This window comes from Candidatus Ancaeobacter aquaticus, assembly GCA_030765405.1.
GTDB lineage: Bacteria > Auribacterota > Ancaeobacteria > Ancaeobacterales > Ancaeobacteraceae > Ancaeobacter > Ancaeobacter aquaticus.
In genome coordinates this window covers 1-14,708 of sequence record JAVCCP010000083.1, presented here as the reverse complement: position 1 = coordinate 14,708, position 14,708 = coordinate 1, and the positions used below count along the sequence as shown (strand labels likewise).

The window sequence follows — 14,708 nt, the reverse complement described above, 5'->3', positions numbered from 1 at the left end:
TTTATCAGCCAGTGAATGCGGGAAACGGCCTTCTTTTCCTCTGCCGACATCTTTAACCTCTTCCTCATACAGACCCTCCTTTCCTATATATGATACATTATATATGTATCAGTTTTTATGTCAATAATACTTCAACGTCAATACGAATTTGCTCAAACAAGGCGTTTACCACTAAAATATCGTAAATAGAATGACTTATGGTGGGTTAAAATACTTTGTTGCGGAATTGCTGCAAAAAGTTGCAGAGCTGGTTGTGTCTCATGCCAGACAATTATTTTTAAAACTGTTCCACAAATATCCTCATTATGGTTTGTTTTACAAAATAATACACGAAGGACCTCATGCATAAATCTCATCAATTTAAACAACCTATAAACAACCAACAGGATTACTGTCTCCACTTTCTTTGAATGAATTATTACGGCGGGTTTTGGTTTTATGAGCGAGAAACCCGCATTATCATTACAAACTCATCTCATTTATATCTTTTTGGTTAACTTTAGATGTTTTTAAATCCTTATCCGCCATTTGGGGCAAAAATGGACTTTTTTAAAGCAATAGTTATTGCAATTACCACCCAATATAGCTATTCTACGTAATAAACATGGTATTATGAAAAAGAAATTCTCTTTATTACAATCTATTCGTTCGACAATAACAGCTCAGGGTTTGTTTACCAAAAATGACAGAGTTCTCGTTGCACTATCTGGTGGCCCAGACTCAGTAGCATTGCTAACACTCCTTAATGAACTGCAAAAAGAATTCAATATTTCGCTCTTTATTGCGCACTTGAACCACAAGCTCAGAGGAAAAAGCAGTGATGAAGACGAACAATTTGTAAGAAACATTGCGAAGAAATTGGCAATACCTGTTTACACCGATTCAAAAAATATTACTTCACTTTCAAAAAAGACAAAGAAAAGCATAGAGGAAACTGCTCGCAACGAGCGATACGCGTTCTTTGAACGTGCCGCAAAACACCACAAATGCACCATAATTGCGCTTGCGCATACAGCCGACGACAATGTTGAAACTGTGCTGTTTAATTTTATGAGAGGTACTACCCACGGTCTATCAGGAATTCCCGCAAAAAGAAAAAGCGCATCATGCACTATAATAAGGCCGCTTCTTAATCTATGGAAAAAAGATCTCCTCTGCCTTCTAGAAGAAGAACACATTTCATATAGAACAGATGATTCTAACTTTGATACTACTTTCACCAGAAACAAGATCAGACATACGCTTATCCCTCTACTGGAAAAAGATTTTAACCCAAATATTAAAGAAACAATCCACGCAAACATTGAAAATAGTACCGCTATAAAGAATTTTATAACAACTCAAGCTCAGACAGAATTTAAGACAATTGCGACAATACACTCACCTGAAAAGCTAACTATTGATATAAAACGTTTTCTGACAGTCCATCTAGCACTGCAGAAAGAAATCCTTCGCAAAAGTATTTTTACGGTAAAAAGGAATCTTACCGGCATTCATGCATCACATATAAATCAAATTATTGGGCTGATAACAAACACTCAAAGCGGCAAAAAACTTCTTATACCCGGATCGATCTTTATTCAAAAAGAATTCGATTCAGTAGTCTTACAAAAAAGGGTTCATCCGCAACAAAAAAACACATCCTCACACGCAACAATAACAATACCTGGCATATCACACTGCAAGAAACTTTCTATCTCTTGCGAAACGAAACTATATGATAGAAAGAAAGATGCAAACGAGACTGCTCTGAAAAAAGAAAGATCAGAAACACAATTTTCGCCTGTTTCCCATACATTCACCGAATATCTCGATGCAGACACATTACCCCTTCCCCTATCTATACGAACACGAAAAGAAGGCGACACCTTTACCCCTATTGGCTCATCTCACGCAAAAAAAGTAAAAGATATATTTATTAACGAAAAAGTCCCTCTTTCATTACGTGACCATATTCCCCTTTTAGTTGATAGCCAGAATACTATTGTTTGGATAATCGGGTACAGAATTGGAAATAAGCATAAAATTACCACTCACACAAAAAAAATCCTCAAAATCACCGTTGAATCACTTTAGAGTCATCCTGTAACACTCTACCCTACAACATCATAGATCATTACATCCGATTAATTTCATCCACATAAAATAGTTTGTAAAATATATATAGTATGCTATAGTAATCGCTTCACAAGAAAACTTTTAAGGAGTGTATTCTATGGCACAAAAAAAGAAGAACGTTTCACCTAAATTACCAAAGGCAGCTTTAAAACCAATGGTATTATGGATTATAGTCATTATTGCTACCCTTGTATTACTCCAAATGAAGGGATTTCAAAAAAACCAGGACAAGAATATTACCTACACTCAATTTAAAAACGCTGTTGTCGCCGGACAGGTAAGAACATTCAATCTCATGGAAGGGAATGTCACCGCCGAAGGACAGTTAGTTGATGGCGCACATTATAAAGTTAATACGTTTCCCGGAGACACAACCCTACCGGAACTACTTGATAAAAACAATGTTGATGTTGTTATAAAGCGTTCAAACACCTTTATTTCAAATATTATATTTACCATCTTACCGCCGCTACTCCTTGTCTTTTTTCTCTGGTTTTTCATTTATCGTCAAATGAAAGGTATGGGTAAAGGAGCTCTTGGTTTTGGAAAGAGCCGTGCAAAACTTATGAACAAAGACAAAGAAAAAGACCGTATAACATTTAAAGATGTTGCGGGTATTGAAGAAGCAAAGGAAGAAGTATTAGAAATTGTCGATTTTTTGAAAGAACCAAAAAAGTTCCAAAAATTGGGTGGAAGAATCCCTAAAGGATTTATCCTGATTGGTCCTCCGGGAACAGGAAAAACACTTTTAGCAAAATCTATTGCAGGTGAAGCTGATGTCCCATTTTTCTCAATCAGCGGCTCGGACTTCGTTGAAATGTTTGTCGGAGTTGGTGCTTCACGAGTAAGAGATCTCTTCGAGCAAGGTAAGAAACAGGCACCATGCATTATCTTTATGGATGAAATTGATGCGGTAGGAAGACATCGCGGAGCGGGTATTGGCGGTGGCCATGATGAACGAGAACAAACACTTAACCAATTATTAGTTGAAATGGACGGTTTTCACACAAATCAAGGTGTCATAATGATCGCGGCAACCAATAGACCCGATGTGCTTGACCCTGCGCTTCTGAGACCAGGTCGATTTGATAGACAAGTAGTCCTTGACCTTCCTGATCTAGTTGGAAGAGATTGTATCCTTAAAGTACACGCTAAAAAAATTGTCCTTGCAAAAGGTGTTGATTTGCAAATCATTGCCCGAGGCACACCTGGATTTTCCGGGGCTGATCTTGCAAACCTTATTAATGAAGCAGCACTTTTAGCTGCACGACACGGCAAAAAGGCTGTCACCATTGCAGAATTAGAAGAAGCGCGAGATAAAGTAAAATGGGGCCGAGAAAGACGTTCAAGAAAGATCGATGATGAGGAAAAAAAGATTATTGCCTACCATGAAGCAGGTCACGCACTCATCCTTGAACTTCTTGAAGAAGTAGAACCACTACACAAAGTCACTATTATTCCTCGTGGTATTGCCTATCTCGGAGCAACAATGCAATTGTCGGAAAAAGATAAATATCTCGAAGGAAAAAAGAAGATCCTCGGTCAAATATGCGGCATGATGGGCGGAAGAATAGCAGAGGAAATGATCATCGGAGACATTACATCCGGTGCACACAACGACCTTAAAGTCGCCACACGATTTGCGCGTATGATGGTGTGTGAATGGGGAATGAGTGAAAAAATGGGCCCTATGACATTTGGTGAACGCCAAGAGCATATATTCCTCGGCAAAGAGATGTCACGAAACGTAGACTATAGTGAATCTACCGCGGTTGAAATCGATAAAGAAATAAAAAAGATTATTGATGAGTCATACAATCGCGGAAAGAAACTTCTTGCAGATAATAAGGACAAGCTTATTATAATAGCTGAGTCTTTACTTGAACGAGAGGTTCTCTCTGGCCCTGATATCACAAAAATCGTTAACAATGAACCACTCGCTCCAAAAGCGCCAGAACCTGTGAAAGATATTAAACCAGACAAAAACGAAGCTGAAATCGCAGATGAAACTGAAAAAAGTGATGTGATACAAATAAACGATATAGACATTGCCGGAGAAACCGAATAACACTGTAGCATTACCAAACTCATAAACTTTTACTTCTTATCAAAAATGGCACAAAAAAGTTATACTATCCGTTCTCAAACGTGCACGCTTAATTTTGATCGTCCCCTCATTATGGGAATACTGAATAGTACTCCTGATTCTTTCTCAGACGGAGGCAAATTCACTGACCCTGAGAAAGCACTCGCACATGCCATACGAATGCAAAAAGAAGGCGCAGACATAATCGATATTGGCGGGGAATCAACGCGCCCGGGCGCAGAACCCGCATCAGTAATAACCGAACTATCCCGCGTCATTCCAATCATAGAAAGATTAACAAAAAAACTTTCTATTCCCCTCTCTATAGACACGACTAAATCGGTCGTTGCAGGAGAAGCACTAAAGCACGGAGCGCACATAATCAATGATACCAGCGCATTAACAGATGACCCCCGCATGAGTAAAATTGTAAAAGCATATGACTGCCCGGTCATTCTCATGCATCGAAAAGGCACGCCTCGGACAATGCAAACCAAACCCCATTATAAAAATGTTATACAAGAAATCGAAACATATTTTAAAAAAAGGATTTCATCTTTAACAAAATCTGGTATAAATGAAGATAGCATCATTATAGATCCAGGTATTGGTTTTGGGAAAACCGTCTCGCACAATGTCGAGATCATGCAAAAACTTAATATGTTAGGTTCGCTTAAAAGACCAGTTGCTATTGGCGTTTCCCGAAAATCATTTATTGGAACTATTACGGGCGAGAAAAACCCTAAAAAACGGCTGATCGGTTCACTAGCCGCGATTGGTGTAGCAGCACTCAAGGGCGCACATATTTTAAGAGTACACGACGTAAAAGAAACAAAAGAATTCTTGGATATTTTTTCGGAACTTTTAAATAACAATTAGTTGTTAGCATGTAAGGCGAAAATTATGCTGAACTTTATTTCATTTTATTACAAACCAATAATAGAGATCTCAGTAATGACTGTCGTCTTCTATTTCATATTTCTCCTCCTGCGTCAAACCAGAGCAATACAGCTCTTAAAAGGCATTATTATACTTGTTTTTATATTTTTTATTGCGCAGAAACTAGGCCTCACCACTATAAGTTGGCTGCTCACAAAAGTATTTACTTTTTTCATCCTTGCATGCCTTATCATTTTCCAACCGGAATTACGAAAGATATTGGCACAATTAGGAAAACGTCCTTTTTTTGCTCCCTACATTATTGAGGAAGAAGTTATCGATAAACTTGCATCAACCATAACCTCTCTTTCACAAAAAAAGATCGGGGCAATTATCGCAATTGAACGTTCGACAGGCCTAAGAAATTATATTGATACCGGCGTATCTGTAGACGCTGAGATCACTACAGATCTACTCAATACTATATTTATGCCGACTACTCCATTACATGACGGAGCAGTAATAATCCAGAAAAACCGTATTGCGGCAGCATCGTGTTTACTCCCTCTCTCAGAAAAAACTGATATAACCAGAGGCCTTGGCACCAGACATAGAGCGGCAATAGGTCTTACCGAAGAAACAGATGCCCTTGTCCTGACGATTTCTGAAGAAACAGGTATCATATCAATGGCTTTTGAGGATAAACTTACACGAAACATAGACGAATCATTTCTAAAGAGAAAGCTCAAAGAATTATTGATTACCGGAAAGAAAAAAGGATAATCTATGTCACACATACTAAAGAAATTACTCTTGAATAACTTTTGGACAAAATTTGCTGCTTTTCTTTTATCGCTTCTCATTTGGTTTTACGTTGCAGGAGAAGAGAATATTGAAGTAGTTAAAGATATCCCCATATCCATATCATTATATAATGATTTTGTTATCACAAACAGTAGCGCAGATATCGTTACAATAACACTCATTGGGCCACGTGAGACCATTAACGATATTGATTTTAGCGAGATTGTCGCAAAAAAAGATCTTTCAAATATCACAACGCCGGGGAATAGTACTTTTACTCTGCTTCCTCAAAACATCAACATCCCGCAAAATACACGGCTTACAAAAATTCAACCATCAGAAATAACTGTACGCATAGATAAGTTAATTAATAAAGAGCTCATAGTTGAACCGGTAGTTGAAAACCAACCGTCATCAGGTTTTGCGATAGAAGAAGTTATTGCGAATCCTACGATTGTAAAAATACGGGGACCACAGTCAATACTAAAAGCAATGTCAAAAATAAACACCTCCCCTATTGATCTTACAGGAAGAAACAATTCATTCTCACAAAAAACAAAAACAGAGCCTATTCTTGGAGAGTTTACCTACAACGGATTTGTTGATGTTTCAATCTATATTAAAGAATTATCCAAACAAAAAGAATTCAAAAATGTATCGATACGTATTATGCAATCTCCCACGGATCGTTATTTTGTTAAATTAGTCCCTGACAGAGCTGAAATTACAATTACGGGTTCAGATGCACTTGTTCCAAAAATTGAAGCAAAAGATATAGTATGCTACATAGACATCGAAAACGTTAAAGAAGGAGACTATGAGCTCCCTATACAGACACGTATGCCTAAAGGAATAACACTCCTTAAACTAAAGCCGGTAAACGTAAAAGTATCCATAAAAGGTGAACCTATCCCCGTAAAAACCATAGAAGAGGTATTATGAAAAAACTATTTGGCACAGACGGTGTTCGAGGCATAGCAAACACCGAACCAATGACAGCCGAAACCGTACTGAAAATCGGACGGGCAGCCGCATATATATTCAAGAAAGACAACACGAGAAGACATCGCATAATCATTGGAAAAGATACGCGTGTCTCTGGCTACATGATCGAAAGCGCTCTCGTTTCAGGTATTTGTTCAATGGGGGTAGATGTTGTTCAGGTCGGGCCACTCCCTACTCCGGGTATCGCGTTCATTACTCGCAGCCTCCGTGCTGACGCGGGAATAGTTATTTCTGCATCACATAACCCTTATGAAGATAACGGTATAAAATTATTCTCGAGCGATGGCTACAAACTACCGGAATCCATTGAGCGAAAAATAGAAGAGCTTATAGCAACCGGTGAGATAGATTCAATTCGCCCAACAGCAACAGATATCGGTAAAGCATATCGCGATAAAGACGCCATTGGACGCTATGTAGAGTTCATAAAAAACTCGTTTCCAAAAGGCCTCACGTTAGACGGAATAAGCGTAGTGCTTGATTGCGCAAATGGTGCAGGATACAAAATTGCCCCAAAAGTGCTTACCGAGCTCGGTGCAGATGTAAAGATATTAAACGATGCCCCTAACGGGACAAATATCAATCTCGATTGCGGAGCAATACATACCGACGTCATAAGAAAAGCTGTTATAGGACATAAGGTTGATGTGGGCATATCGCTTGACGGAGATGCCGACAGAGTCATATTTGCTGACGAGAATGGCAATGAAGTCGACGGTGATTTAATCCTCGCTATATGCGCTCTTGATATGAAAAGGAATAAAGCCTTACAGGACAACGCATTTGTAACAACAGTCATGAATAATATGGGCCTTGATATCGCCATGGAAAAAGCAGGAATAAAACTCTACAAGGCAAATGTAGGAGACAGGTATGTTATTGCGGAAATGGAAAAGAGAAACCTCAATCTTGGCGGAGAACAGTCAGGCCATATTATTTTCAAAGATTACACAACAACTGGTGATGGAATGATAACTGCACTACAAGTGCTCCGTATAATGAAAACGAAAAAAATGACTCTTTCAGCGTTATGCTCATGCATGCAAAAACTTCCCCAGATACTTATGAATATAAAAGTAAAATCAAAAAAACCATTCGAATCTGTCCCTGATATCAAAAAAGAGATGGAGACCACAACGAAAGAACTGGGAAACAAAGGAAGACTTCTCTTACGTTATTCTGGAACACAAAACATTGCCAGAATAATGCTTGAAGGAGAAGATATTGAATCAATCAACACTATGGCCGAGCGATTAGCCGTATTAATAAAAACGAATCTTGGATAACCCTATGATTAAACTCGGCATCAATATAGACCATATTGCAACAATACGTGAAGCACGAAAAACATACGAACCTGATCCAATAGCAGCCGCGGGAATTTGTGAACGGGCTGGAGCTGATGGGATAACGGTGCATCTTCGTGAAGATAGACGCCATATTCAGGACCGAGACCTAGCAATACTAAAAGAAACAGTAAACACAAAATTAAACCTTGAAATGGCTGCTGTCGACTCTATTATTAAGCTAGCTATGAAAACAAAGCCGGACCAATGCACATTAGTGCCTGAAAAAAGGCAGGAAGTTACTACAGAAGGTGGTCTTAATGTTGATTCAAACTTATCTACCATCACAAATGCAGTAAAAAAGCTACAGTCAAAAAACATTGTAGTGAGCCTCTTTATTGATCCCGATCCAAAACAAATCATTGCTTCAGCAAAAACTGGAGCCCAGTACATAGAGATTCACACCGGAGCATATGCACGTGCACGTCAGGAAGAAGACATAGCAAAAGAAATTGAAAATATTATATGCGGCATAGACATAGCGAACGACAATGGGTTAAGGATAAATGCGGGGCACGGATTACATTATCATAATGTCCAGATGCTTGCCAGTATACCGGATTTTGAAGAGTTTAATATAGGTCATAGCATTATTTCTCGTGCAGTTTTTGATGGATTATCACAAGCGGTAAAAGACATGAAACGCCTTTTAATCTAACCCCTAAACTATTACCAAATTATGGTCACATGAAAATCATCACACCTCGCCAAATGCAAAAATTTGATGCAGAAGCACAAAAATACTACGCTATTGCGGCCAAGAATCTCATGCACAATGCTGGTTGCGGGATCCGTAAACTTGTAGAAGAAGTAATAGCAGTGAATAATCTCACCAAAAACATTGTAGTCTTTGCAGGTAAAGGCAATAATGCCGGTGACGCATTTTGTCTTATAAATTTGCTCCGCAAAAAAGAATATACTATAAAGCTTTTTATGACCTCTGCCCCATCGACACTATCTCCAACAGCAAAATATTTCTTTGATAAGATCTGCACACACACACACAACATAGAAATTATTACACTAAAAACAGGAAAAGACATTCATCTACACAAAGATTCACTCAATGGCTTTCCCATTATTATAGACGCTCTTTTAGGCACAGGATTTAACGGTAAAGTTACTGGGGTATTTAAGGAAACCATTAATTTTATTAATTCCCTGAACAAAACTACTATCTCCATAGATATACCATCGGGACTCAATGCCACGACAGGATGCCCAGAACCCATTGCGGTAACCGCTCACTATACCCCTACAATGGCATTTCCAAAAATCGGTATGTTTCTAGAAAACGGCCCGAATTATTGCGGAACAATCAATGTAGTCGACATCGGATTTCCTTCTGAACTTACCCAAAAAGCTACGGGACCCTTTGAACTAATAACTGATACCATGATTGCACCTCTTTTTCCCAGAAGAAATAGAATATCCCATAAAGGTGATTATGGACACGTATTGATAATTGCAGGATCCAGAGGAATGTCAGGGGCCGCATATATGGCCTCATGTGCTGCATTACGGAGCGGTGCAGGAATGGTTACTCTCGCGATACCGGAATCTTTGACCCAATCATTATCAGCAAAGGTAACCGAGCAAATGATTCTCCCATTACCCGAAACTGACTCAGGCTCAATCAGCACAAACGCTATTAACCTTCTCACAAAAAACAGTACTCGTTTTGATGCAATACTTTTGGGGCCCGGCATATCGACACACCCGAACACTACAGAATTTGTACAGAGATTTGTTTCTGTTTGCAAAAAACCGCTTATTGTTGATGCCGATGGACTTAACGCACTGAGTGAAAATATCTCTATTTTGAAAAAAAGAAAAGCACCTATACTTCTCACTCCACATATTGGAGAATTTTCACGCCTCACAAAGAGATCAAAAAAAGATATTTTAAAAGAAACACACGCATTTGCACGATCATTTTCTGCGGAAAACAATACACTACTGCTCCTCAAGGGGTATAACTCAATAGTCACTGAAGGCAAAAACATATTTATTAATCCCACCGGAAATCCGGGAATGGCAACTGCTGGAATGGGAGATGTCTTAAGCGGAATAATTGTTTCACTTATGGGGCAAAGATTAACCGCACTTAAGGCAGCACAAGCAGCAACATATATTCATGGTCTTGCCGGCGATATTGTTAGTAAAAAAATAGGTGAAAATGGCCTCATTGCCTCAGATGTCATATCGAATATCCCCCTCGCAATAAAAAAACTACAAGCTTTTTGACCGATAACAAACAATTTGTAGATAATACTCTAATTTCACTTGACTTAATGTATGTACTTTGATAATTTACTGCCTCCAAGCATTTGTACTTATGCCTAGGTAGCTCAAAGGTAGAGCAGGGGTTTTGTAAACCTCAGGTTGAAGGTTCGATTCCTTTCCTGGGCTTGTTTTTAAGCTATAAGCTGTAAGTTTTAAGCTATATGTTAAAAATATTTTTTTGTTTTTCTTAAAGCTTACAACTTATAGCATAAGACTTTTAAGGGGCAGATACCCAAGTGGTCAAAGGGATCAGACTGTAAATCTGACGGCTACGCCTTCGAAGGTTCAAGTCCTTCTCTGCCCATACTTTATAAGCTATAAGCTGTATACGATAAGCTATAGGCTATAAGCTGTAAGCTTTAAGATAAATAATTATTATATTTAAAGAGCTTAATCCTTATAGCTTAAAACTTACAGCTTATAGCTTATATTTTATTACTTACAGCTTACTTTGCGGGTGTTGCTTAGTGGTAAAGCTCTAGCCTTCCAAGCTAGCCACGAGGGTTCGATTCCCTTCACCCGCTTTCTTTCGTATCTCGCAACTCGTGAATCGTATCTCGCACCCATGAAATTTATTTATAAATTTCTCTGGGTATAGTTCCCATAGGGGATTTCAATTTTCAGTATATAATAAAAAAACTCGTACTCTATAAGAGTACGAGTTTTTTCTATGAACAATAATAATTTAGTTATGGGGATTTAAACATACTGTGTGCGAAATATTAGATACAGTTTTAAATATTTATTCGAGATACAAGATACGAGATACGAACAACGTTTTATTGATTTATTTTGTTTTCAGCATAACCTTATCAATGGTAAACAATACTTTATTATTCGCATCAAATATGGTTATTTTCTTAAAATCGTGAAATTTATAATCCTTGCAAACCTGTTTGTATACCGTTATTGAAACATCAATAAATGTTCTCAAGACTTTTCTTGTCATATCTTTTGTTATTTCACCTTTATCCTTAACCTTTAGTACCAATTCAAGATCTTCTTCTTTTTCGCTCTGCGGATCAAGATTAACATAGCTTCCATCTATAGATTCGAGTGAAACAACACCTTCTTCGGTAACTCTATTACGTATTCTCTGAGCAATCTGATTAGCAAGAAAATACGGTTTCGATATATCTCTTATATAAAAATTATTTTTATCCCACTCCGCGACATTGTCATACTGTGCATATTCTTCAGGAAATGCCACTGATTCAGTTCCTGAGACAGACACTGCATTTAGGGGAAATATCTTTTTTATTCCAACAACAGCGTCTTTACCGGTCACAACAAAAAGATAATGATGCACAAATCCAGAAGGATGAGTAAACATATCTGCAGCATATTCTGGCTTTGGTTCATATGTTTCCGTTACCGTGCAGTAATACAGTATCTCATCTTTATTAATAGGCATTGAATTAAGATAGGTTACCTTAAACTGTATCTTATCTTTCATTGACAGTTCTAGCAGTGAAAGAAAAAATGTTGAAGAAATATCTTTGAGTGTTATCCCGGGATAAAAATTATTGCTGATTATTTTCTCAATTCTTGCAGAAGACATATCAATAAAAAAATTCTTTATTCTCTGATCCCCAAACGCCTGCATATCGTAGCGAATTTGATATGTCATTCGTTTTACATAATCACCGCGGGAAATATTACCAAGCATGATCTGTCTTAGATCATAGGTATTATGCGACATCACAAACTCAATATTCATCGCACGATCTGCACCGATAACAGTAAAATAATTATAATTTGCATCTGTCGACAAGCAAACACGCCGAACACTGAGTGATACATCCTGTAAAATTGTCAATGCATCCTCTTTAAAACTCATATCATTGGCAAGTAAACTGCCAAGGGGAATATAAACTCCAAGAGTTTCCCCCACCACCTTCGCCTTAACCTTCACATTGTATTCTTTCTTACACATGTCGATTATCGCATTAATGGTATAATCTTCAGGAAAAGACGCTTTTGTGCAGCCTGAGAACGATATTGATACAAATAATAACAATACACTGCTTGCTACGAATCGTCTTATCATAAAACACTATTCCTTCTTCTTATCAGAGGGATCGTCCCCTTTAATCTCTTTTTTTGTATCAGTTTCCGATTTGTTCTCTTTTTTAGCATCTTCTTTTGAGTCATCAGATTCAACCGGTGCAGGTATTTCAGCGGAGGCATCACTGTTTGTATCCTCCAAAAAACTTTCTCTGAATTTCTGCAACACACCACACTCCTCTATACGCCGCATTTCAGTTTTACCATGTGTTTTGCATATTTCATCTATCGCATCGTAATCGATTTCTTCCTTTTCAAGAAGTGCTTCTGCTAGGGCATCTAAGAGTTCTTTTTCTTTCGTCAGCAGATCTTCCACATCTTTATAACATTGCTGCATAATTGATTCTGTTTCTTTATTCAGTCTTTCTTTTACGTTCTCAGAAAGATAATCAATATTCCCTCCCTGTGCATGAGAAACCGCGGTGTAATCTCCAAACAAACCATCACTTGCCATCCCCAGATTCCATACCATAGTATGAGCAAGCTGCATAGCATTTCTAAAATCACCCGAAACACCACTTGAGGTTACTTTAAAACGAAGTTTTTCAGCAACATAGCCCCCTAAAGAGCTTTGAATATTCGCCATAAACCAATCGCGGTCGCGGGTAATGATCTCTTCTAAAGGCTGATGATGACAAACACCTAATGTTTCAGTACGTGTCATAATAGATAATTTGAATACATCGTCAAAAGGATGCAAATAATATATCGCTATCGCATGGCCTGCTTCATGATATGCGGTATTGCGCCTCTCTCTGTCAGGGATTTTTCTTTTTCGTTTTAAACCAAGATCAATGCGTTCCATTGACTCGGTAAGATCGCGCAATTGAACAACATCCCTACCTTCACGTGTAGCAATTAACGCGGCTTCCTTTACAATATTTTCAATGTCTGCCGCAGATTTTCCGACCGTATAGTTTGCAAGTTTTCTTAAGTCAATTTTGGAGTCATATTTTACTTTACCTAAATAATATTCAAAGAGCTTTTTTCTCCCCTCGGCATACGGACTATCAATAAATATCTTTCTGTCAAATCTGCCTGGTCGTAAGAGCGCTGGATCCAATATTGATTCTTGCGAGTTTGTCGCACCGATAACAATAATATTTTCTTTTTTCGCACCAAGACCATCCATTTCAACAAGGAGCTGATTCTGGGTGCTATTTGTCTCTGAGCCACCCCCCATATAACTAAATTGACGTGCACGACCAATAACATCAAGTTCATCAATAAACACGATGCATGCACCGTGCGCGTACGCTAGTTTACGTGCTTGCTGAAAAAGTTTTCGAACACGACTTGCACCAACACCGACAAATACTTCAACAAATTCACTGCCGGCAATAGATATAAATGGTATTTTCGCTTCGGTTGCAATCGCCTTTGCTAGGAGCGTTTTACCACACCCGGGAGGGCCGATCATCAAAAGACCTCGTATAATCTTACCGCCTATTGCTTTGACCCGTGCATGATCCCGGATAAGATTAACAACTTCCATCGATTCTTCTTTTGCCTCATCGATACCAATAACATCGCTGAATTTGATCTTAACATCTTCACTTTTTACTTTAGTCGTTTTTAATTGTGAAAAACCTCCCTTGAAAAATGTAAGATACATATATACAAATATCGCCGCATTCATAGCAACAAGAAGTATCTGTAGAGGAATTTGCGCAATAGTCATATTCCGGTAAAACGACTCCATAGAGCTTAATCCCCATACAGTAAGGATAATAAGCATCACAATCGCAAACACAATAACAAATTTAATCCAGTTATTTAAGAAAAAGATATACATCTTTTTCTTATGAAACACCACCCCCCAGAGCACCAATCCCACCACAAACAGTACAGCTCCGGCAACTATCATCAGCCATATAGAATTCCCTATTTCAAACATATCTACCCTCTTTCTTTATATAGTATAATCTTATTATTTTATCCAAAATATTCTATAGAGATACGCAAGAAGTGTCAAGGGGATTACAACTGGATCAACGATTCCGCAACAATACGCATAAGGTATGATTTTAAGCTTAATTAGAGGTTTTTAAACAAAGGGTCATATTCGCGAAAGGATTTCGCTTAAAAAATTGGATTACAAAAGACGATTATATCTA

Annotated in this window: 10 protein-coding genes and 3 tRNA genes; 11 read left to right on the top strand and 2 right to left on the bottom strand. The window is 38.1% G+C overall.

Annotated features, from left to right (window positions below; translation table 11 throughout):
- The first annotated feature begins 612 nt into the window (after nucleotides 1–612).
- From tilS to P9M13_11140, 11 genes are all read left to right on the top strand, one after another.
- Nucleotides 613–2,076, top strand: a complete 1,464-nt coding sequence (gene tilS / locus P9M13_11190) for a tRNA lysidine(34) synthetase TilS (protein ID MDP8263846.1) — start codon at nucleotides 613–615, stop codon at nucleotides 2,074–2,076.
- 139 nt (nucleotides 2,077–2,215) lie between these two features.
- Nucleotides 2,216–4,186 carry an ATP-dependent zinc metalloprotease FtsH gene (gene ftsH / locus P9M13_11185; GenBank protein ID MDP8263845.1) on the top strand — a complete coding sequence of 657 codons (1,971 nt, stop codon included), beginning with the start codon at nucleotides 2,216–2,218 and terminating at the stop codon, nucleotides 4,184–4,186.
- Between the two features lie 45 nt (nucleotides 4,187–4,231).
- Nucleotides 4,232–5,083 carry a dihydropteroate synthase gene (gene folP / locus P9M13_11180; protein MDP8263844.1) on the top strand — a complete coding sequence of 284 codons (852 nt, stop codon included), beginning with the start codon at nucleotides 4,232–4,234 and terminating at the stop codon, nucleotides 5,081–5,083.
- A 24-nt stretch (nucleotides 5,084–5,107) separates the two neighbouring features.
- The gene (cdaA, locus tag P9M13_11175) at nucleotides 5,108–5,866 is read left to right on the top strand and encodes a diadenylate cyclase CdaA (protein ID MDP8263843.1); all 759 of its coding nucleotides are present in this window, start codon (nucleotides 5,108–5,110) and stop codon (nucleotides 5,864–5,866) included.
- 3 nt (nucleotides 5,867–5,869) lie between these two features.
- Nucleotides 5,870–6,829 carry a CdaR family protein gene (locus P9M13_11170; protein MDP8263842.1) on the top strand — a complete coding sequence of 320 codons (960 nt, stop codon included), beginning with the start codon at nucleotides 5,870–5,872 and terminating at the stop codon, nucleotides 6,827–6,829.
- A complete protein-coding gene (glmM, locus tag P9M13_11165; GenBank protein MDP8263841.1) occupies nucleotides 6,826–8,178 on the top strand; it encodes a phosphoglucosamine mutase in 1,353 nt (450 codons plus the stop codon). The genes P9M13_11170 and glmM overlap by 4 nt, the downstream gene beginning before the upstream one ends.
- 4 nt (nucleotides 8,179–8,182) lie before the next feature.
- Nucleotides 8,183–8,896: a pyridoxine 5'-phosphate synthase gene (locus tag P9M13_11160; protein ID MDP8263840.1), complete on the top strand. Its 714-nt coding sequence runs from the start codon at nucleotides 8,183–8,185 to the stop codon at nucleotides 8,894–8,896.
- 29 nt (nucleotides 8,897–8,925) lie between these two features.
- Nucleotides 8,926–10,485 (top strand): NAD(P)H-hydrate dehydratase, encoded by a 1,560-nt coding sequence (locus P9M13_11155; protein ID MDP8263839.1) that lies wholly within the window; start codon nucleotides 8,926–8,928, stop codon nucleotides 10,483–10,485.
- Nucleotides 10,486–10,578: 93 nt separating this feature from the next.
- A tRNA-Thr gene (locus tag P9M13_11150) sits at nucleotides 10,579–10,650 on the top strand.
- A gap of 96 nt (nucleotides 10,651–10,746) precedes the next feature.
- Nucleotides 10,747–10,828: transfer RNA gene (locus tag P9M13_11145), tRNA-Tyr, on the top strand.
- Nucleotides 10,829–10,977: 149 nt separating this feature from the next.
- A tRNA-Gly gene (locus P9M13_11140) sits at nucleotides 10,978–11,048 on the top strand.
- 263 nt (nucleotides 11,049–11,311) lie between these two features.
- On the opposite strand, the gene P9M13_11135 is transcribed toward P9M13_11140, so the two are convergent.
- Complete coding sequence (locus P9M13_11135; protein MDP8263838.1) at nucleotides 11,312–12,574, bottom strand: hypothetical protein; 1,263 nt, start codon at nucleotides 12,572–12,574, stop codon at nucleotides 11,312–11,314.
- A 6-nt stretch (nucleotides 12,575–12,580) separates the two neighbouring features.
- Nucleotides 12,581–14,488: an AAA family ATPase gene (locus P9M13_11130; GenBank protein ID MDP8263837.1), complete on the bottom strand. Its 1,908-nt coding sequence runs from the start codon at nucleotides 14,486–14,488 to the stop codon at nucleotides 12,581–12,583.
- Nucleotides 14,489–14,708: the final 220 nt, after the last annotated feature.

What these genes read in the sequence shown, in the direction of transcription:
- tilS (MDP8263846.1), top strand. Translation starts at nt 613, where the DNA reads ATGAAAAAGAAATTCTCTTTATTACAATCTATTCGTTCGACAATAACA.
- ftsH (MDP8263845.1), top strand. Translation starts at nt 2,216, where the DNA reads ATGGCACAAAAAAAGAAGAACGTTTCACCTAAATTACCAAAGGCAGCT.
- folP (MDP8263844.1), top strand. Translation starts at nt 4,232, where the DNA reads ATGGCACAAAAAAGTTATACTATCCGTTCTCAAACGTGCACGCTTAAT.
- cdaA (MDP8263843.1), top strand. Translation starts at nt 5,108, where the DNA reads ATGCTGAACTTTATTTCATTTTATTACAAACCAATAATAGAGATCTCA.
- P9M13_11170 (MDP8263842.1), top strand. Translation starts at nt 5,870, where the DNA reads ATGTCACACATACTAAAGAAATTACTCTTGAATAACTTTTGGACAAAA.
- glmM (MDP8263841.1), top strand. Translation starts at nt 6,826, where the DNA reads ATGAAAAAACTATTTGGCACAGACGGTGTTCGAGGCATAGCAAACACC.
- P9M13_11160 (MDP8263840.1), top strand. Translation starts at nt 8,183, where the DNA reads ATGATTAAACTCGGCATCAATATAGACCATATTGCAACAATACGTGAA.
- P9M13_11155 (MDP8263839.1), top strand. Translation starts at nt 8,926, where the DNA reads ATGAAAATCATCACACCTCGCCAAATGCAAAAATTTGATGCAGAAGCA.
- P9M13_11135 (MDP8263838.1), bottom strand. Translation starts at nt 12,574, where the DNA reads ATGATAAGACGATTCGTAGCAAGCAGTGTATTGTTATTATTTGTATCA.
- P9M13_11130 (MDP8263837.1), bottom strand. Translation starts at nt 14,488, where the DNA reads ATGTTTGAAATAGGGAATTCTATATGGCTGATGATAGTTGCCGGAGCT.